Origin of the sequence: Lentzea sp. HUAS12, assembly GCF_024125735.1 — a bacterium.
GTDB lineage: Bacteria > Actinomycetota > Actinomycetes > Mycobacteriales > Pseudonocardiaceae > Lentzea > Lentzea albida.
This window is the reverse complement of record NZ_CP099738.1, coordinates 3,243,797-3,263,732: the sequence shown is the minus strand read 5'-3', so window position 1 is coordinate 3,263,732 and position 19,936 is coordinate 3,243,797. Positions and strand designations below refer to the sequence as shown.

The 19,936-nt window shown below is 71.3% G+C and carries 12 protein-coding genes; 7 read left to right on the top strand and 5 right to left on the bottom strand.

What is annotated here, in order from left to right; translation table 11 throughout:
* The first annotated feature begins 195 nt into the window (after window positions 1–195).
* From ND450_RS14195 to ND450_RS14165, 7 genes are read left to right on the top strand one after another with little or no spacing between them, the layout of a single operon-like run.
* Complete coding sequence (locus tag ND450_RS14195; RefSeq protein ID WP_253326596.1) at window positions 196–6,705, top strand: type I polyketide synthase; 6,510 nt, start codon at window positions 196–198, stop codon at window positions 6,703–6,705.
* Window positions 6,693–10,358 carry a beta-ketoacyl synthase N-terminal-like domain-containing protein gene (locus ND450_RS14190; RefSeq protein WP_253326595.1) on the top strand — a complete coding sequence of 1,222 codons (3,666 nt, stop codon included), beginning with the start codon at window positions 6,693–6,695 and terminating at the stop codon, window positions 10,356–10,358. Before ND450_RS14195 ends, ND450_RS14190 begins: the two co-directional genes overlap by 13 nt.
* A complete protein-coding gene (locus tag ND450_RS14185) occupies window positions 10,358–10,618 on the top strand; it encodes an acyl carrier protein (RefSeq protein WP_089910843.1) in 261 nt (86 codons plus the stop codon). The genes ND450_RS14190 and ND450_RS14185 overlap by 1 nt, the downstream gene beginning before the upstream one ends.
* Window positions 10,611–11,378, top strand: coding sequence for an alpha/beta fold hydrolase (locus ND450_RS14180; RefSeq protein ID WP_253326594.1), 768 nt, complete (start codon window positions 10,611–10,613; stop codon window positions 11,376–11,378). Before ND450_RS14185 ends, ND450_RS14180 begins: the two co-directional genes overlap by 8 nt.
* Window positions 11,375–12,508 (top strand): glycosyltransferase, encoded by a 1,134-nt coding sequence (locus ND450_RS14175; protein WP_253326593.1) that lies wholly within the window; start codon window positions 11,375–11,377, stop codon window positions 12,506–12,508. The genes ND450_RS14180 and ND450_RS14175 overlap by 4 nt, the downstream gene beginning before the upstream one ends.
* Window positions 12,505–14,253, top strand: a complete 1,749-nt coding sequence (locus tag ND450_RS14170) for a class I SAM-dependent methyltransferase (RefSeq protein WP_253326592.1) — start codon at window positions 12,505–12,507, stop codon at window positions 14,251–14,253. Before ND450_RS14175 ends, ND450_RS14170 begins: the two co-directional genes overlap by 4 nt.
* A complete protein-coding gene (locus ND450_RS14165) occupies window positions 14,250–15,011 on the top strand; it encodes a hypothetical protein (RefSeq protein ID WP_253326591.1) in 762 nt (253 codons plus the stop codon). Before ND450_RS14170 ends, ND450_RS14165 begins: the two co-directional genes overlap by 4 nt.
* Here ND450_RS14165 and ND450_RS14160 read toward each other — a convergent pair.
* The 5 genes from ND450_RS14160 to ND450_RS14140 form a co-directional block, all read right to left on the bottom strand.
* Complete coding sequence (locus tag ND450_RS14160; RefSeq protein ID WP_253326590.1) at window positions 14,989–17,229, bottom strand: glycoside hydrolase family 3 N-terminal domain-containing protein; 2,241 nt, start codon at window positions 17,227–17,229, stop codon at window positions 14,989–14,991. The two genes, ND450_RS14165 and ND450_RS14160, sit on opposite strands and share 23 nt — an antisense overlap.
* Window positions 17,230–17,442: 213 nt before the next feature.
* Window positions 17,443–17,940 (bottom strand): hypothetical protein, encoded by a 498-nt coding sequence (locus tag ND450_RS14155; RefSeq protein WP_253326589.1) that lies wholly within the window; start codon window positions 17,938–17,940, stop codon window positions 17,443–17,445.
* A gap of 33 nt (window positions 17,941–17,973) precedes the next feature.
* Window positions 17,974–18,456 carry a hypothetical protein gene (locus ND450_RS14150; protein ID WP_253326588.1) on the bottom strand — a complete coding sequence of 161 codons (483 nt, stop codon included), beginning with the start codon at window positions 18,454–18,456 and terminating at the stop codon, window positions 17,974–17,976.
* 57 nt (window positions 18,457–18,513) lie between these two features.
* Window positions 18,514–19,131 (bottom strand): TetR/AcrR family transcriptional regulator, encoded by a 618-nt coding sequence (locus tag ND450_RS14145; protein ID WP_253326587.1) that lies wholly within the window; start codon window positions 19,129–19,131, stop codon window positions 18,514–18,516.
* Between the two features lie 90 nt (window positions 19,132–19,221).
* Window positions 19,222–19,809 (bottom strand): D-alanyl-D-alanine carboxypeptidase family protein, encoded by a 588-nt coding sequence (locus ND450_RS14140; RefSeq protein ID WP_253326586.1) that lies wholly within the window; start codon window positions 19,807–19,809, stop codon window positions 19,222–19,224.
* Between the last annotated feature and the right edge of the window lie 127 nt (window positions 19,810–19,936).

The following is a 19,936-nucleotide window of genomic DNA, read 5'->3' as shown; positions in this document are numbered from 1 at the left end:
CACATCGCGCTAGCCGCGATCCGGAGTAAGGCGCCCCGCCATCCGGGTCCATTCGTCAGGTTACGTACGTGAGAAAGTTTCATCACCCTCTCGACGACACCTCGGGTTTGTGCGTACGGTGAGCGCATCGTAACCGTACCGACCAGTAGGAACCCTAGCTGAATTCCTTTCTCCCCACCCCTGCAGGGTGAGGAAGTGAGCGCAGTGAAGATGCTGTCGGATCGAGAACGGGTGCTGTGCCTGAGTCCGTTCAGCGCCCCCAACCCGGCCCTCGTGGTCGCCGCCGAACGGGCGGGCGGGCTCGGCGTGCTCGACCTCGGGCCCGCTGCCGCCGCCGACCTCGCGCGGGTCGCCGCGCGTCACCCGCGCGCGTTCGGGGTGAGACTGCACGGGCCGCTGGCGGTGCCTCTGCCGCAGGCCGTCGACACCGTCGTGGTGGATCTCGCCCGGTACACGCCGAACCGCGCTGAGCTGGGTGAACGCCGCGTCCTCGTGATCGTCACCTCGGTGGCGGAAGCGACTGCGGCGATCGAGTTCGGGGCGACGGGGCTGATCGCGAAGGGTGCCGAGTCGGGCGGCCGAGTGGGTGGCTCGCCCGCGTTCGTGCTGCTCCAGCAGGTGCTCGCGCTGACCGATCTGCCGGTCTGGGTGGCCGGTTCGATCGGGCCCGACACGGCCGCCGCCGCCATCGCCGGCGGTGCTCGCGGTGTGGTGCTGGAGGGCCAGCTCGCGCTCGTCGCGGAGGCCCGAAAACATATTTCCGGCGAATTTGTCAACGCGGTCCGGTTGATGGACGGCGCCGACACCGTCGTGAACGACGGGTTACGCGTGCATGTTCGTCAAAACGCGCTCGAAATTGGTCAAGAAGGTTCCTTGGCTGATTCTTACCGTACCTCGTTCGGGACCGTCGGCGGTGTGGTCGGCGCGATTGCGCGGGGCATTCGGGACAATCTCACCCTCGTGGGTGAGCACCGGTCGGTCCGGCCGGCCGGACCGTTCTGCGACCGCGTGCCCGGTCTGCGCTACCCGATCGCGCAGGGGCCGATGACCCGTGTCAGCGACCAACCGGCGTTCGCCGCTGCCGTCGCCGCGGGTGGCGCGCTGCCGTTCCTCGCGCTCGCGTTGATGGAGGGTCCGGCGGTCCGCGAACTGCTGGAGACCACCGCCGGCAAGCTCGGCGACCGGCCGTGGGGCGTCGGGCTGCTCGGGTTCGCGCCGGCGGAGCTGCGGGCGCGGCAGATGGAGGCCGTGCTGGCCGTCCGTCCGAAGTACGCGATCGTCGCCGGTGGCACGCCCGCGCAGGCCCGCGAGCTGGAGGACGCCGGGATCGAGGCGTTCCTGCACGTGCCGTCGCCCGCGTTGCTGCGCCGGTTCCTCGACGAGGGCGCGCGCAAGTTCGTCTTCGAGGGCTCCGAGTGCGGCGGCCACACCGGCCCGCGCACCAGCTTCACGTTGTGGCAGCAACAGATCGACGTGCTGCGCGGCCGTGAGAAGGACGTTGTCGCGTTGTTCGCGGGCGGCATCCACGACGCCCGTTCCGCGGCGATGATCTCCGCCATGACCGCGTCGATCGCGGCACGGGGTGTGGCCGTGGGCGTTCTCGTCGGCACGGCCTACCTGTTCACCGAGGAAGCCGTGACGCACGGCGCGATCCAGCCGGTGTTCCAGCAGGTCGCGCTGGAGTGCGAGGACACCGCGCTGCTGGAGACCTCGCCCGGCCACGCGGTCCGCTGCGCGCAGACGTCCTATGTGGACACGTTCGAGCAGGCGCGTGCGGAGCTGACCGGCCTGTCGAAGCAGGAGAGCTGGGAGAGGCTCGAACAGCTCAACCTCGGACGGCTCCGGCTCGCGAGCCGCGGCCTCGTGCGCGAGGAGGGCGTGCTCAAGGAGGTCGGCGAGGACGAGCAGCGCCGCGAAGGCATGTTCATGATCGGCCAGGTCGCGACGCTGCGGTCCGAACGCACCACGATCGCCGCGCTGCACGAGGACATCGTCTCCGGTGTGGTCGCGGGGGTCGACGAGGACACCGTCGAACCGGAGCCGCTGGACGTCGCCATCGTCGGCATGGCGGCGATCATGCCGGGCGCGCGGGACGTCGCCGAGTTCTGGGCGAACGTCCTGGCGGGCACCGACTCCGTCACCGAGGTCCCGCCGGACCGCTGGTCGCCGGAGCGCTACGGCAGCCCGTTCCGCTGGGGCGGCTTCCTCCCGCGCACGGCCTTCGACCCGCTCGCGTACGGCATCCCGCCCGCCTCGCTGACGTCGATCGAACCGGCTCAGCTGCTGGCGCTGGAGGTATCGGCGAAGGCCTTGGCCGACGCGGGCTACGCGACGCGGGTGTTCGACCGCGAGCGCACGTCGGTGATCTTCGGTGCCGAGGCCGGAGCCGACCTCGCGAACGCCTACACGGTCCGCACGGCGTTGCCCGCGCTGGGAATCCGCGGCCTGGACGACCACCTGCCGGCGCTCACCGAGGACTCGTTCCCCGGGGTGCTCGGCAACGTGATCGCCGGACGCGTCGCGAACCGCCTCGACCTCGGTGGCGCGAACTACACGGTCGACGCGGCCTGCGCGTCCAGCCTCGCCGCGCTCGACGTGGCGTGCAAGGAACTCGTCGGCGGCACGAGTGACATGGTGCTGTGCGGCGCGGTCGACCTGCACAACAGCGCGCACGACTACCAGATGTTCGCCTCGGTGAAAGCCCTGTCGGCCCAGGGGCGCTGCGCCACCTTCGACTCGGCGGCGGACGGCATCGCGCTCGGTGAGGGCGTGGCGGCGGTCGTGCTCAAGCGGCTCGCCGACGCCGAACGCGACGGCGACCGGGTCTACGCGGTGATCAAGGGCATCGGCGCGTCGAGCGACGGTCGGTCGAGGGGCCTGACCGCACCCCGTCCGGAAGGTCAGCAACGAGCACTGCGCCGCGCCTACGCGGCGGCCGGGCTGCCGGTCACCGACGTCGGGCTGGTCGAGGCGCACGGCACGGGGACCGTGGTGGGAGACCGGACCGAGCTCGCGTCGCTGACCGAGATGTTCTCCGGCGTCGAACCCGGCACGTGCACGATCGGCTCGGTCAAGTCGCAGATCGGCCACACCAAGTGCGCGGCCGGGCTCGCCGGCCTGATCAAGGCGTCGCTGGCCGTCCACACCGGACTGCGGCCCGGCACGCTGCACGTCCGGCAGCCCAACGCGTTCTGGGACGCCGGCACGAGCCCGTTCACCTTCGGCCACCGCACGTGGGCGAGCAGGAACCGGGTCGCGGGCGTGAGCGCGTTCGGTTTCGGCGGCACGAACTTCCACACCGTGATCGCGGGGTACACCGGCGCCGACGAACCCCGCCACGGCCTGACCGCCTGGCCCGCCGAGCTGTTCCTGATCCGCGGCGACGACTCCGTTGCCGCGCAACGGGAAGCCGCCCGGCTCCGCGCCCTGGCCGACGAACGGACCCCGTTGCGCTCACTGGCAGCGGCCTGTGGTGAGGGCACGGTGCAGGCGGCGTTCGTGGTGAGCGACCACACCACGCTGCTGGCCGCGTTGGCGGACGTCGAAGCCTGGCGCGCTTCCGACGTGGTGTCGCTGCGGACGGGGGAGCGGCCCCAGGTCGGGTTCCTGTACCCCGGCCAGGGCAGCCAGCGGCCGGGCATGCTGCTCGACCTCGTCACGGCCTTCCCGCGCTTGCAGGACTTCCTCGACGAGCGCTACGAGCGCGTGATGTACCCACCGGCCGCGCTGACCGCCGACGACGTGGCACGCCAGCGCGCGGAGATCACCGACACCCGCAACGCCCAGCCGGCGCTCGGCATCGCGGGCCTGATGGTGACCTCGCTGCTGGAGTCCGTCGGCGTGCGGCCGGATCTGGCCGGTGGCCACAGCTACGGCGAGCTGGTCGCGCTGTCGGCGGCCGGTGCGTTCGGTTCCACCGAGCTGCTGGAACTCAGCGCGGCGCGTGCCGAGGCGATGCTGGAGGCCGTCGGCGAGGACCCCGGCACGATGGCGGCGGTGTCCGCGCCGGTGGCCGAGGTCGAGGCGCTGCTGCCGTCCGATGTCGTGGTGGCCAACCACAACGCGCCCGACCAGGTCGTGATCTCCGGACCGACCGGGGCCGTCCGCGGTGCCGTGGAGGCGTTGAGGAGCGCCGGGCTGACCGTGAAGGACATCCCGGTCGCCGCCGCGTTCCACAGTCCGCTGATGGCCGGCGCGCGGTCGCGGTTCGCCGCTCGGCTGGCGGACGTTCCGGTGGGGGAGCTGCGGTTCCCCGTGTGGTCGAACGTGTCCGCCGAGCCGCACCACGACATCGCGGACGGGCTTTCCGCGCAACTCGCGGGCCGGGTGAGGTTCGTGGAGCAGGTCGAGTCGATGTACGCGGCGGGAGCGCGGATCTTCGTCGAGGCGGGCCCCGGCGGCGTGCTGACGTCGCTCGTGGGCAAGACCCTCGGCGACCGCCCGCACCAGGCGTTGCGCTGCGACGACCACATGACGTTCCTGCGCACGCTGGCAGCACTCGCGGTCGCCGGAGTCGAGGTGGACACCGCACCGCTGTTCGAGGACAGGGCCGAACCCGCCACGGCGGTGCCGCCACGGCCGGGCTGGTACGTGGATGGAGGACTCGTGCGCGACGCGAACGGCGACGCACTGCCCGGCGGGCTGCGACCCGCGACGGAGTTCCCGACGCTGCGGGTGAGCTCGGGGCTCGGCCGGGACGAGATCGTCGAGAAGTTCCTGGACGGCATGCGGGACGCGGTGAGCGCGCAGCGCGACGTGCTGCTGAGCTACCTCGGCACCGCGCCCGCCGCAGCGCCCCCGCAGGTGATCGACCAGCCGGTGGCCGTGGCGGAACCGGTGGTGGTGGTCAAGCCGCAGGAGGACGTGGGTGCGGTCGTGCTGCGCACGATCAGCACGCGCACCGGCTACCCGGTCGAGATGTTGCAGCCGGGGCTGGACCTGGAAGCGGACCTGTCGATCGACTCGATCAAGCGCACCGAGATCGTCGGCGAGCTGGTGGCCGAACTGGGGGCCGCCGGGTCGGTGGACGAGCTGGCGCAGCTCAAGACCATCGAGGGCATCGTCGGGTGGTTCGGCTCGGCACCCGTGGCCGCGCCCGCGGCCACGGACGTGCGGGCCGTCGTGATCCAGACGATCAGCACGCGCACCGGCTACCCGGTCGAGATGCTGTTGCCGGGGCTGGACCTGGAAGCCGATCTGTCGATCGACTCGATCAAGCGCACGGAGATCGTGGGCGAGCTGGCGGCGGAGCTGGGTGCGGCGGGGTCGGTGGACGACCTGGCGCAGCTCAAGACGATCGACGCCATCGTGGGCTGGTTCGGGGAGGCTCCGGCTCTCGCCGAACCCCCGAAGTCGAAGGCGATCGAGGCGGGGACGGGCAGGTTGGTCAGGCTCGTGCCGCAGGTGGTCGCCACCGGGCCCGCCACCCCTCCCGACCTCACCGGCAAGACCGTCCTCGTCGTCGACGACAACGGCATCGGGCTCGAACTCGCCGACCTCCTCGAACGCCACACCGCCCGCCCGCGCGTCGAACCGGCGTTCCCGGCGGACCTGACCGGCATCGACGTCGTCGTCAGGCTCGGCGCCCGGCTGCCGGAGGCGTTCAGCGAGGTCAAGGCGTGCGTGACGAACGGTGTGGCGCTCGTCGTGGTCACCACGGGCGGCGGCACGTTCGGCTTCGACCACCAGCCCGACGAACTGCCCGCGGACATCGGCCTGCACGGGTTGATCCGCACGGCCGCGCTCGAGTACCCGGACCTCGTCGTGCGGTCGGTCGACGTCAACCCCAAGGAGAGTCACCGAGACATCGCCACAGCGCTGCTCGCCGAGATCGGGCCCGGCCCGGCCGTCGTCGGGTACCAGGCCGGCAAGCGTCAGCTCATCGAGGCGGTTCCCGAGGACCTCGAGGAGACCGCTTCACTCGACCTCGACGCCGACAGCGTCGTGCTGCTGACCGGTGGCGCACGCGGCATCACCGCCCTGGCGGCGCAGGAGCTCGCCGACCGGACCGGGTGTCACATCGAGCTGATCGGCCGCACGCCGATCGCGCCGGAGGACCACCGGCTCGCCCACGCCACGACCGAGCCCGCGCTCGTGAAGGCGTTGTTCGAGCTGGGGGAGACCGACGCCGTTCCGGCCAAGGCGCGCAAGGTCCTGGCGGAGCGCGAGGTGCGGGCCACGCTGGAACGGTTGCGGGCGCGGGCTTCCAGCGTGCGGTACCACCAGTGCGACGTCACCGACGCCGAGGCCGTGGGCAGGGTCGTCGACGACATCTTGGCCCGGTTCGGCCGGCTCGACGGTGTCGTCCACGGTGCGGGGGTGCTGGACGACAAGCTGATCGACGCCAAGACGCAGGAGTCGTTCGACCGGGTCTGGGCGACGAAGGTCAACGGGGCCAAGGCGTTCGGTGACGGCTTCCTCGTGCTGTTCGGCAGCGTCAGCGGCGTGTTCGGCAACCGCGGGCAGGCCGACTACTCGGCGGCCAACGACGCGCTCGACCGGATGGCGCGGTTCTGGGGCGCGCAACGCCGGGTCGTCGCCGTCGACTGGGGCCCCTGGGCGGGCGCGGGCATGGCGGTCGGGCTCGCGGACGAGTACGCGCGGCGCGGCATCCCGCTGATCGAGCCGCGCCAGGGCGTGTCGGCGCTGCTCGACGAGATCGCGAACGGCCGCGACGTGCAGGTGGTCTACCGATGGGAGGCATAGCGATCGTCGGGATCGGCGCCGTCTTCCCCGGTGCCCCCGACGCGGCGGCGTTCTGGCGCAACATCGCCGCCGGTGTCGACGCGATCGGGGAGATCCCGCCCGGCCGCTGGGACCCGGCCACCTACTACGACCAGGACAGCAGGACCGGCGACCGGTTCTACTGCCGCCGCGGCGGGTTCGTCGACGACCTCGCCGAGTTCGACCCGACCCGCTTCGGCATCATGCCGTCCACTGTGGACGGCGCGGAGCCCGACCAGCTGCTCGCCCTCGCCACGGCCGCGGAAGCGCTTGCGGACGCCGGGGGAGAGGCCGTGCTGCCGTCGCGGGACCGCGTCGGTGTCGTCGTCGGACGCGGCGGTTACCTGACACCGGGATGCGCGCGACTCGACCAGAAGGTCAGGCTCGCGGACGAGGTCGTGTCGGTGGTGAAGGACCTGTTCCCGAGCCTCGCCGGAACCGAGCTGGACACCGTTCGCCAGGCGATTCGCGAGCGCCTCGGACCCGATCAGCCCGAGGCGTCGATCGGGCTCGTGCCGAACCTCGCGGCCTCGCGCATCGCGAACCGGTTCGACCTCAAGGGCACCGCGTACACGGTCGACGCGGCCTGCGCGTCCGGGCTGGTCGCCGTCGAGCACGCCGTCCGCGAACTCCAGGAGGGCCGCGCGGACGCCATGATCGCCGGCGCCGTCCACGTCTGCCACCACCCGACGTTGTGGAGCGTGTTCACGCAGCTCAGGGCGTTGAGCGTGCAGCAGCGGATCCGGCCGTTCGACGCGGCGGCCGACGGCACCCTGCTGTCCGAGGGTGTCGGCATGGTCGTGCTGAAGCGGGTGGAGGACGTCCGGGACGAACGCGTCTACGCGGTGATCCGCGGTGTCGGCACCGCGAGCGACGGCCGCGCCACCAGCATGATGACGCCCAACCCCGAAGGCCAGCTCCTCGCCGTGCACCGGGCCTGGGCCAACGCCGGCCTCGATCCCCGGACGCAGTCGCCGGGGCTCATCGAGGCGCACGGCACCGCCACCCCCGCCGGTGACGCCGCCGAACTCCAGACGATGATCAACGCCTTCGGCGCGGACGGCGACGAGATCGGCATCGGCACGGTCAAGTCGATGATCGGCCACGCGATGCCCGCCGCCGGCATGGCCGGGCTGATCAAGGCCGCGCTCGCCCTGCACCACAACACGCTTCCGCCGACCCTGCACGTCGAGAACCCGCACGGCAGCTTGACCGGCACCAGGTTCACGCCCGTGACGAGTGCTCGCGAGTGGACCGGACGGCATCGCGCGGTCGTCAACGCGTTCGGGTTCGGCGGGATCAACGCCCACGCGGTGCTCGACGGCCACACCATCGCGCGGCCGCGCAAGCCGGTGATGACGTTCGCCGCCGACACCGCCGAGGAACTGGTCACGGCACTGAAGAACCGCCGGACGTCCACCGCGGACAGGGCGTTCCGGCTGGCCATCGGCGACCCGGACGACCGCAAGCTCAAGCTCGCCGAACGCGTGCTGGCGCAGGGCAAGGCCTGGCCCGGCCGCCACGACATCTGGTTCAGCCCGCAGCCGTTGCTGACCGGCACCGACCAGGTCGCGTTCGTGTTCCCCGGCTTCGAGCGCGAGTTCGGCGGTGAGGTCGTCGACCACGCCGTCGGACTGCTGCAGGACGGCCGGGCACGGGCCCGCGAACTGATGGCGCTCGGCATCACGCCGGGAGCGCTGGCGGGGCACAGCATGGGCGAGTGGACCGCGATGGTCGTCGGCGGCATCTACCCGACGATCGACGAGTTCGTCGGAGCGCTCGGTCCCGGCGCGGTCGCGGTGGTCGACGTCGCCTACGCCGCACTGGGGTGCTCGGCCGGCACCGCCGAGCGGTACCTGGTCGAGGGCGTGACGATCAGCCACGACAACTGCCCGCATCAGTCGGTGATCTGCGGTCCGGTCGACCGCCTCGAAGAGGTGCTGGGCACCCTGAAGGCCGACGGCGTGATGGCGCAGCTGATGCCGTTCCGCACGGGCTTCCACACCCCGGCGCTCGCTCCCCACCTGGGGCGGGCCAGGGAGATGCTGGACGCACTGCCGGTCCGCACGTCGGACATCCCCGTCTGGTCGGCCAACTCCCTCGAACCGATGGCCGCCGACGACGTCCGCGACCTGGTCCTGCGCCACCTGGTCGAGCCCGTCCGGTTCCGGCCGCTGCTCGAACGCCTGCACGGCGCGGGCTTCCGCGCGTTCGTCCAGATCGGACAGGGCAGCCTGCCGGGTTTCATCGGTGACACGCTGTCCGGCAAGCCCCACATCGCCGTCAACGCCGGCATCGCGCCCGAAGCGCTGTGGGCGTTCGGGCTCAAGCGCGGCACCGCCCACGGGGTCAAGCTCCGGCTCGGCACGCCCCGGATCGAGGTGCAGCCGCTCGGCGCCGAACCCGTGCCGGTGTCGGACGACGGCCCGATGTCCGCCGCGGTCAACAAACTCCTGGCGCACACCAACGCCGTCGCGCGCGAGGTCGTCAGCGCGCTGCGGCCGAACGAGGCCGGGTTCACCCGCGAGTTCTCCCTGCGGACCATGCCGGAACTGGCCGATCACTCGGTGTTCCCGCAGGCGCCCGGCTGGCCCGACCTCGAGGACGGGTTCCCGATCGTGCCCGCGACCGGTCTGCTGGAGGTGTTCGCGGACGCCGCGCGCCGGCTCACCGGCGGCACCGTGCACGGGTTCGCACAGGTCAGGGCCAAGCGCTGGCTCACGGCGCTGCCCGCGACGACGGTGAAGATCTCCGCCCGTGCCGAAGCAGCGGACCGCGTGGCCGTCCGGGTCGGCGACTACGCCGAGGGCGTCGTGCTGATGTCCCCGCAGGCACCGCGGCGCGTCGGCGAGGAGCTGGAAGGCGTCCGCGAGGCACCTGTGAGCGCCGCCGAGCTGTACAGCGACAACTGGATGTTCCACGGACCGGCGTTCGCGGGCGTCACGAAGATCGACTGCTTGGCGGACAACGGGATCGCGGGCGTGCTGACCCCGTTGCCCGCGCCCGGAGCGCTGCTCGACAGCGCGGGACAGCTGATCGGGCACTGGATGCAGGTCTGCCGCACGGAGGACCAGACCGTGCTGCCGACCGGGATCGAGCAGGTGACGTTCCACGGGCCGGTGCCGACCGGCGACGTCCACTGCACCGCGTGGATCCGCGAGGTCACCGGCCAGACCATGGTCGCGGACGCCGAGCTGACCGCGGACGGCGCGCTGTGGTGCCGGATCACCGGCTGGACCACCCGCCGCTTCACCACCGACGACCGGATCTGGCAGGTGAAGCTCAGGCCCGGCACCGAGATGCTGTCCGTCGTGGACGGTGAGTGGCTGCGGGTCACCGAGAACTGGTCCGACAGCGCCACCCGCGACCTGATCATGCGCCGCTACCTGAACTCGGCCGAACGCCTGCACTACGGCGGCCTGGCCGTGCCCGCCCAGCGCGACTGGCTGCTGCGCGTGATCGCGACCAAGGACGCCGTCCGGTCGTGGCTGTGGGGACGTGGCGCCGGGCCGGTCTACCCGGCCGAACTGACCGTGTCCGCCGACGGACGGGTGCGCGGGGCCTTCGCCGTCCCGCGCACCGAAGTGACCAGCGAACAAGGGCGAGCCGCGGCCCGCGTGCGAACGGAGATCTGATGGACGAGGTGCTGCAGCAGGTCGGCAAGCTGATCACCGAGGTGGTCGGGCCCGACTTCCTGCTGGGCGTGGAGATCACCCGCGACACCACGTTCAGCGACGACCTGGGCCTGGAGTCGATCGAGTTCGTCGCGCTGGCCGACAAGCTCAACGCCCACTACGGCGTCGACCTCGTGGCCTTCCTGGCGGACATGGACATCGACGAGATCATGGCGATGTCCGTCGGCCGGCTCGTCGACCACATCACGGCCCGTGTCTGAGGTCCACGCCCGAGGGCTGCGCTTCCACGTGCAGCGGCTCGGGCCGGGAGACGGGCCGACCGTGGTGTTCGTGCACGGCCTGGTGATGGACAACCTGTCGAGCTTCTACTACACGCTCGCCGCGCCGCTGGCCCAGGCCGGGTTCGGCACGGTGCTCTTCGACCTGCGCGGCCACGGCCTGTCCGAACGGCCACCCTCCGGCTACACGCCGGAGGAGAGCGCCCTCGACCTCGTCGCCGTGCTGGACGAGATCGGCGTGACCGAGCCGGTCTACCTGCTGGGCAACAGCTACGGCGGGGTCGTCGCGATGCACGCGGCCGTCCAGGCACCCGACCGCGTCGGCGGTGTCGTGCTGGTCGAGTCGGCGGTCGGCGGTGTGGTCGGCGACGCGTGGTTCGAGGACATCACCAACACGCTGACGGTCGCGGCGCTGGGGCTGGAGTTCGACCGCACGCAGGACCAGCTGATGGCGCTGGGGCAGCGCAAGATCGCGAAGCTCGCGGTGAACGCCAACGCGTTGCTCAACGGCACGACGTTGATCGACGACCTCGGCTCCGGCGCGAAGCTCGACCTGAGCGAGGTGCGGTGCCCGGTGCTCGGGGTCTACGGCGCCGAGTCCGAACTGATCGGCGCCGCCGCCGAGCTGCGCGAACGCATCCCGTCGTGCCGGCTGCACGTCGTGTCCGGCCTGGGGCACACGGTCCTGCGCGAGGCCACGGCCGAACTGCTGGACGTGCTCTTCGACTGGCTGCCGTCATGAGCCGGTTCCTGTTCGTGGTGCCGCCGCTGACCGGCCACGTCAACCCGACCGCCTCGGTGGGCGGTGAGCTGCTGGCGCGCGGGCACGACGTGGCGTGGGTCGGGCACCCCGCGACCCTGGCGCCGTTGTTGCCGGACAACGCGAGGATCCTCCCGGCGATCGACGACGACCTGGAAGCCGAGATCCGCGCGAAGCGGGAGCGTTGGCTCGCGTTGCGCGGGATGGCGGTGCTGAAGTTCTTCTGGGAGGAGTTCCTGATCCCGCTGGGGCACGCGATGGTGCCCGGGGTGGCGGACGCGGTGCGCGCCTTCCAGCCGGACGTGGTCGTCGCGGACCAGCAGGCGCTCGCGGGACCGGTGGTGGCGCGGGAGGCCGGGCTGCCGTGGGTGACGTCGGCGTCGACGTCGGCGGAGCTGGTCAATCCACTGAGGACGATGCCGAAGGTCGACGCCTGGGTGCGGGACCTGCTGCACGACTTCGCCGGTGGGGACATCAGGTTCTCGGACCGGCTGGTGCTGGTGTACAGCTCGAAGGCGTTGGTGGCGGGGGAGTTCGGCGACGAGGTGGCGTTCGTCGGGCCGGCGCTGGAGCACCGGGTGGAGCGGGGCGGGTTCCCGTGGGAGTGGCTGGTCGAGGACGAGGAACGGGGCGTCCTGGTCTCGCTCGGCACCCTCAACGGCCCCGCTGGAGAGCGCTTCCTCACGCAGGCCCTCGAAGCCGTGACCGACCTGCCCGTCCGCGCCGTCGTGGTCGGTGAGCCGCGCCCCGCGCCTCCCAACGTCCTGATCCTCCCGTCCGTGCCCCAACTCGCCCTCATGCCGCACCTGGACGCGGTCGTCACGCACGGCGGCCACAACACGGTCTGCGAGGCCCTCGCCCACGGGCTGCCGCTCGTCGTGGCACCGATCCGGGACGACCAGCCGACCGTCGCCGCCCAGGTCGTCGAGGCGGGCGCGGGCGTGCGGCTGACGTACTCGCGGGCAAGGGCGGCAGACATCCGCAGCGCACTGGAATCCGTGCTGGACGAGCCGGAGTACGCGGCCGCCGCGGAACGGGTGCGCGCATCGTTCTCCGCGGCGGGTGGCGCAGCCGCCGCGGCCGACCGACTGGAAAAGGTGGTGGCAGGGTGATCCTCACCGTGCTGGTGGTGCTCGTCGTCGTCCTCGACGTCCTGCGCCTGCGGTCCCGCGCGTCCAAGCTGCGAGTGCTCCCTTCGGGAGTGGGTGAGCACTCGCTCCTCACCGCCACCGGGGTCCATCCGGAAGGCTCGTGGGAGACCGACGCGGACCTCGTCGACCTGGTGCCGCGCGACCTGCCGACCGTGGCCGCGCTCGACCTGCTCGGCGCGGTCGACCCCGGCAGGTACCGCGACGACCAGTGGGCGCGCGGGATCAGCGCGTCGCAGGCCGTGCTGGTGCGCGAGCGGTACCGCGAGGACGTCGACCCCGACGACCCGACCGAGTTCGTCGCGTACGTGCGGCGGGTCAAGGACCACGTGCACGCGAAGGTCGACATCGCGGTCGCGCCGGGGCTGAAGGCCGGGCCGTACGACCTCGGGTACCGCGCGGCGACGTTGCGGCAGCTGGGAAAGCGGCCGTCGCTGTGGATCGCGGGCTCGGTCATCGGGTACGCGGCCGTCGCCGGCGCCCTGGTCACGGACTGGCGGTGGGGTCTCGTCGCGCTCGCCGCCTACTGGGCGCATCCGGTCCTGGTGTTCGCCGGAACGCCGCTGAAGCCGCGTGACCTCTGGGTGCCGCGCGTGCTGCGGACGCCCTACCTGTGGTTCAAGACGTCCGGGGGCAAGAAGTCCACGGCCGAGAAGCGGCAGGCCGAGCACCTGAAGCAGGCCGGACCCTGGTACGAGCAGAACCGCGACAAGAACTTCCACGAGGCACCGCGCGACACCTGCCCGTCGTGCGGGGGCACGGAACTCCGTCGCTGGGTCACCGCGACGGACCTGGTGCAGCGCAAGCCCGGCACGTTCACGATGGACCGCTGCGTCCAGTGTGGACACGTCTGGCAGAACCCGCGCCTGACCGAGGAAGGCCTCGGCTTCTACTACCGCGACTTCTACGACGGCCTCGGCGAGACGTCGGCCGAGGCGGTGTTCTCCGGCAAGACCGACCCCTACTACGGCCGGGCGCGCATGGTCGAGCCGTTCACCAGGCCCGAGCGCTGGCTGGACGTCGGCTCCGGGCACGCCCACTTCTGCCTGGGCGCCAAGGAGGTCCTGCCGCAGACGACGTTCGACGGGCTCGACCAGGGCGCGGCGATCGAGGACGCGGCCCGGCTCGGGCGGATCCAGAACGCCTACCGGGGCAGCTTCAAGGACTTCGCGGGCGAGCTCAAGGGCCAGTACGACGTGATCAGCATGCACCACTACCTGGAACACGTGCGCGACCCGTGGGAGGAACTCGACATCGCGGCGGACGTGCTGCCGCCGGGCGGGTACCTGCTGATCGAGCTGCCCGACCCGGAGTGGCGGCTCGGCCGGATGTTCGGCCGGTACTGGATGCCGTGGTTCCAGCCGCAGCACCAGCACATGATGCCGATCGGCAACCTGGAGCAGGCGCTCGCCGAACGCGGGCTGACCACGGTGGCCACCGAACGCAAGGAAGCCCACCTCTGCAACGACTTCACGCTCGCCCTCCTGCTGTGGCTCGGCGACAAGGCACCCAGGACGCCCGCGCCGTGGCGTCCGGAGGAGGTCAGGCTGCGCAGGACGAGGAGCTTCCTCGTGTGGTCGCTGGGCATCCCGGCGTTCTTCGTCGCGCTGGCGCTGGACCAGACGGTGAACAGGATCGCGGCCGCCCGCACCGGCAACGGCAACGCCTACCGGTTGCTGGCCCAGAAGGTTCCGGCGGAGCACGCATGACGGTCGACATCGCGGACCGGCCCGAACTCGCGCCCGAGCTCAGGCTGGTGCCCCACGCGTTCCGGCGCACGTTCGGACGGCCGGCCGAGGGCGTCTGGTACGCGCCGGGCGTGCTGAACCTGCTGGGCGGTGCCGTCAAGGTGCACGCCAAGTGGGGTGCGATCGTGGCGGGAGACCTGCGCGACGACGGCGTCCTCGAACTCGTGTCGGTGAACCGCCCCGCCGAACGCGCCGTGCTGCCGTCGGAGGACGTTCCGGCCTGGGCACGAGGTGTGCGGGCGCGGGGCGGTGCCACGCTGATGTGCAGCGTGGACCTGCCGCACGGCAGCGGGCTGTCCGCGAGCGAGGCCCTCGACGCGGCCGTCGGACTCGCGCTCGGCGAGATCGACCGGACCGACCCCGAACCGCTCGACCTGCCCGGTCAGCGGTTGCTGGTGGTCGACACGAGGATCAGGCGCGAGGAACCGCAGGAGCACCGCCCGCACACCCCGGGCACGAACGACCTCGGGGCGGAACTGACGGCCTACCACCGCGCCCAGAACCCGGATCCCGAGCAGGACGCGGTGGTCGAGGCCGCCCTGGAAGCCGGCGCGCGCGGCGCCAGCCTGTTGATCGACCCGCCGGGCAGGCCCGCTGTCGCACTGGTCGACGCGGACCTCGTCCCGGCGGTCAAGAAGGCGATCACGAAGGCGGTGGAGGTCCCTCCCCGCTACCTCACGATCGTGCCCGGTCCCTTCAAGGCAGCGGCTTTACGGTGAACTCCGCGCGGCGCAGGTCCTTCGAGTTCGGGCCCACCAGGAGCACGAACTCGCCGGGCTCCACCACGCGCACCCCGGCCGCGTCGACGATCGTGCAGTCCGACACCGGCAGTTCCAGGTCGACCTTGACGGTCTCGCCGGGCTCCACGTCGACCTGCTGGAACGCCTTGAGCTCCTTGTCCGCCCAGCTCACCGACGTGACGGCGTCGCTGACGTAGACCTGCACGGTCTCGCGGGAGGGCCGCGAGCCGGTGTTGGACAGGGTGATCGACGCCTTGACGGTCTCGTCCGGGCGCAGCACCGCCGTCTCCACGTGCAGGTCGCCGTACTCGACCGTCGTGTACGACAGGCCCTCGCCGAACGCGAACGCCGGCTCCTGCGTCAGGTCGGCGTAACGCGTGCCGTGCTGACCGCGGATCTGGTTGTAGTACGTCGGCTGCTGGCCGGCGTGCGCGGCGAACGAGATCGGCAGGCGTCCGCTCGGCTCGACGAGTCCGTGCAGCACCTCGGCGATCGCGCGGCCGCCCTGCATGCCGGGGTTCGCCACCCACAGCAGCGCGGCGGCGTTGCGGGCGGAGGCGGGCAGCACCAGCGGCTTCGACGCGAGCAGCACCACGACCAGCGGCTTGCCGGTCTCGGCCAGCGCGTCCAGCAGGGCGATCTGGCCGCCGATCAGGTCGAGCGTGGCGGTGGACCGGCCCTCGCCGACCAGCTCGATCTGGTCACCGACGACGGCGACGACGTAGTCGGCGTCCTGCGCCGCCGCGACGGCCTCGGCGATCAGGTCCGCGTCCGGTGCGCACGGCTTGACCACCGGCGGGCGCGGCTGGCCGTCGGGGAACGTGTCGCCCTCGGGGTCCGGCTCCAGCGTCAGGATGTCGGCGCCGCGGGCGTAGGTGACCTCACCCGCCGACAGCTCGCGCAGGCCGTCCAGGACGGTCGTGATCATCTCGCGCGGGTGGCCGTTGGGCAGCCAGTCGGCCTGGCCGGACGAACCGGCCCAGTCGCCGAGCTGCGTCTGCGCGTCGTCCGCGAGCGGGCCGACGACCGCGATCCTGCCCCTGGGCTTCCCGAACGGCAGCACGCCGTCGTTGCGCAGCAGCACCAGCGACCGGCGCGCGACCTGTAGGTTCAGCGCCACGTGGTCGTCGTGGTTGATCATCGTGCGCTGGCGCTCGGCGTCGGGCCTGCGCGGGTTCTCGAAGAGCCCGAGGTCGAACTTCAGCGTGAGGATGCGGGTGACCGCGCGGTCGAGGTCGGACTCGGCCAGCAACCCCTCCTCGACGGCCTGCAGCGCGCCGTCGAAGAACTGCGGGGTCGTCATGATCATGTCGTTGCCGGCCTTCACGGCGGCCGCGGCGGCGTGCATGTAGTCGGGCTGCAGCTTCTGCTCCCAGACCATGCGGCCGACGTTGTCCCAGTCGGTGATGAGCGTGCCCTTGTAGCCCCACTCACCGCGCAGCACCTCGTCGAGCAGCCACGAGTTGACCGTGATCGGCACACCGTCGGTGGACTGGTAGCCGAGCATGAACGTCGCGCAGCCCTCGCGGGCGACCCGCTCGAACGGCGGCAGGAACCACGAACGCAGCTTGCGGCGCGACAGGTCCGCCTCGCTCGCGTCGCGGCCGCCCTGGGTCTCCGAGTAGCCGGCGAAGTGCTTCGCGGTCGCGAGGATCGCCGTCTCGTCGGTCAGGCCGTCGCCCTGGTAACCGCGGACCATCGCGGCCGCGAGCTCACCGATCAGCACCGGGTCCTCGCCGAACGTCTCGTCCACGCGGCCCCAGCGCAGGTCGCGCGAGATGCACAGGACCGGCGAGAACGTCCAGTGCACACCGGTCGCGGCGGCCTCGACGGCGGTCACGCGGGCGACCTGCTCGACGAGCCGCGGGTCCCACGACGCCGCCATGCCGAGCTGCGTCGGGAAGATCGTGGCGCCCTCGTAGAACGAGTGGCCGTGGATGCAGTCCTCGGCGATCAGCAGCGGCACGCGCAGCCGTGTCCGCGTGGTGAGGTCTTGCGCGCGCAGCACTCGTTCGGGCGAAGTGTGCAGGATCGAGCCGACGTGCTTGCGCAGCACGTGGTCGTCCAGGTCCTCCCTCGAGTCCAGCTGCATCATCTGGCCGACCTTCTCGGCCAGCGTCATGCGGCCGAGGAGGTCGGCGACCCGCTCTGCGGTGGGCAGCGTGGCGTCGAGGTAGGGCACGTCGTCGCGATCCATGTGGTCTCCGAGAGGGCTCGTGCGGCGGCAGCGTCTATGGGAGCGCTCTCACAGTTGATACCTGAAACCGGTTCCGCGCGGAACCGGTTTCAGGATTTCCGGTACAAACGAATCGTTCGAGTAACCCGAACGCGACAAACCGGCAACCCCTCGGGGCCGCCGGTTCCAGTGGGTGGTTCGGGCGTCACGCCGTGCGGTCGCGCGCCCGGTGCCTCAGCGCGTCGCCTTGGCACCGGCCGGTGAGATGGCGAACCACCTGTCGTCCACGCCGTGCCCGGTCGTGTCGCCCGCCTGCTCGTCGTCGACGTACCGGTGGACCGGCTTGCCGGCGATCGTCACCTGCTCCAGGCCGTCCGGGCGCTTCGTGGTGCCGAGCAGGACCGGATCGAGGCCCGGTGCCTCGATCTTGCCGCCTTTGGCGAGCAACGGCGGCCACACGAGCGTGCACTCCGGTTCGAGGCACGTGGGCTTGGACGGGCCGTCCTGCGTGGTGAAGTAGAGCGTGTAGGCCTCGCGGTCGGCGACGACGGCGCCGACCGCGGGCGACTCCACGACCTGCAGTTTCGCGATGTCTCCCGGCAGGATCCGGGTGGGCCCCGCGACCGGACCGGCAGCGGCCTCCAGTTCGGCGAGCGTGGCCGTCTCCTCGTCCGGAGGGGAGGAGCAGGCACCCAGGCACACGAGCAGCGCGAGAACGGCGAATCGGCTCACAACGGGTGATACGGGCGGCGGTGTCCGGTCGGTTCACCGGGCCCCGGTCCGGCGCACGCGCGACCGCATGATCGTCGCCGCCTTCTGGAAGTCCTCGTAGGTGCTGTCGAGCGTCACGGACAGGACCCGGTTCTTGAGCTCCACGTGGTAGTCGTTGGACTCCGTCACGGGCACCTGGAACGCCGTCACGACCATGCCCTCGCGGCGGATCTCCTCGACCTCGTCCCACGTCACGACCTGCGGCACCGTCCACCCGCGCACCACGACGAACCCGCCGGTGAACAGGTAGAGGCCACCGCCGCGGCGGCGCTGGACCAGTAGCCAGGCGATCCAGATCGGCAGCGCCAGCACCACGACCGGGGCCGCGCTGAGCATCAGCAGCAGGAGCACCACCCCGGCTGCGGCGAACACGCCTAGCACGGAGAAGATCGTCACGCGCCGTCGGAACCTGTGGTCGCACGGCCCGAGGCCGCGTTCGGCCGCGAGCTGTTCGAGCGCCGCGGGGATTTCGACCATCGCAGCACCGTACGAGTGGCGCGGGGCGCGTGCGGCCGCTTTCGGTCCCGAACACCCTTACGGGCGAGTGATGGCCGCCAGCACGAGCGCGCGGATCTCGGCGGCGATCTCGTCGACGGCGAGCGCCGGCTCGTGCGCCTGCCACTCCCGCAGCAAGCCCGTGATGGCTCCCACCAGCGCGATCGCCGTCAGTCGGTACGACCGCCGCGGCGCCGCGCCCGCGTCCGCCGCTCGCAGCGCCTCGGACTCGATGAACTCCGCCCACGTGCGCACCCAGCGGACGTGCTGCTGCTCGATCTCCGCGTTCACACCCACGGCCTCGACGTAGGTGAGGCGCGGCGCACGGGGATCGGCCGTGACGCTGCCGATGAACACGTCCAGCAGCGTCGTGATCCGCGTACCGACGTCGTCGGTCGCCAGCCCGGCCAGCGCCGAGCGGACCCGGTCGAACGCCGTCGCGTTGATCAGGTCGTGCAGCTCCCGCAGCAGGTCCTCCTTCGACGCGAACTCCTCGTAGAAGTTGCGCGTGGAGACGCCGGCCTCGGTGCACAGCCCGGAGATCTTCGTCGCCGCGAAACCGGTGCTCGTGAACAGCCGCAGGCCCGCCTGGAGCAGCTTCGCGCGGCGTTCGGCCCTGCGCTGCTCGGGTGAGATGCCGCCGTAGGCACGGGCCACCGGTGTCCCCCGATCTGGTAACTGAGCTTGTCAGATTATGTCCGTGCAACCTCGCGCGCATGTCATGCGTCTAGACCTTTGCGCGGGGGTTCAGCTGCCCGTCGCGCTGGGGATCAGGGCGGGGCACCCTCCGGTGAGATAGCCGGAGCTGTACTCGAAATGCCACTGCTCGTTTTCGTAACGGCGGCACCAGCCGAGGGTGCTGCCGTTTTTCTCGACCCATTTCGCGGATTCGATCGGCTGGACGTCGACGGCGAATCCGATCACGTGCATCGAACGGTCCGGCGGATTCAGCACGTACTTCGACGCGAGTTCTTCGGTCCCGAACTTCTCGACCGCCTCGTCGAACTCCGCCCGCTGTTGCTGACGGCTGCGCTTGCCGTCGTTCAGGCAGAGCGTGATGCCCTGCTCAGAGGCCTTCTGACGCAGCTTCAGCCACGTCTGCAGCACCTCGGGCCGCAGACCTCTCGGCTCCTCGTCGAAGTAGCGGGCGTCGATCGCGCACTGCGGTCCGTCCGGCGGTCCGGGCACTTCCTCGATTATCGCGAGCTGCTTTCCCGGGTGGCGGTCGAACACGAGCGTCAATCTGCCCAGGTAACCCAGCGCGCCGCCGGTGGAAACCACGAGTGTGACGATCAGGAGCACGCCGAACACGACGCGTCTGGAGGTCTTGGACATGATTCGAATAATACGTCCACGCGCAACCTCGTCGGTCAGCAACCCGCAACAGTCCGTCGACGGCTGTGTCTCGGCGAACGTGTCGCGCGACACATCCGTTCGGCCCAACCGCGTTTTAAGGGAGGGC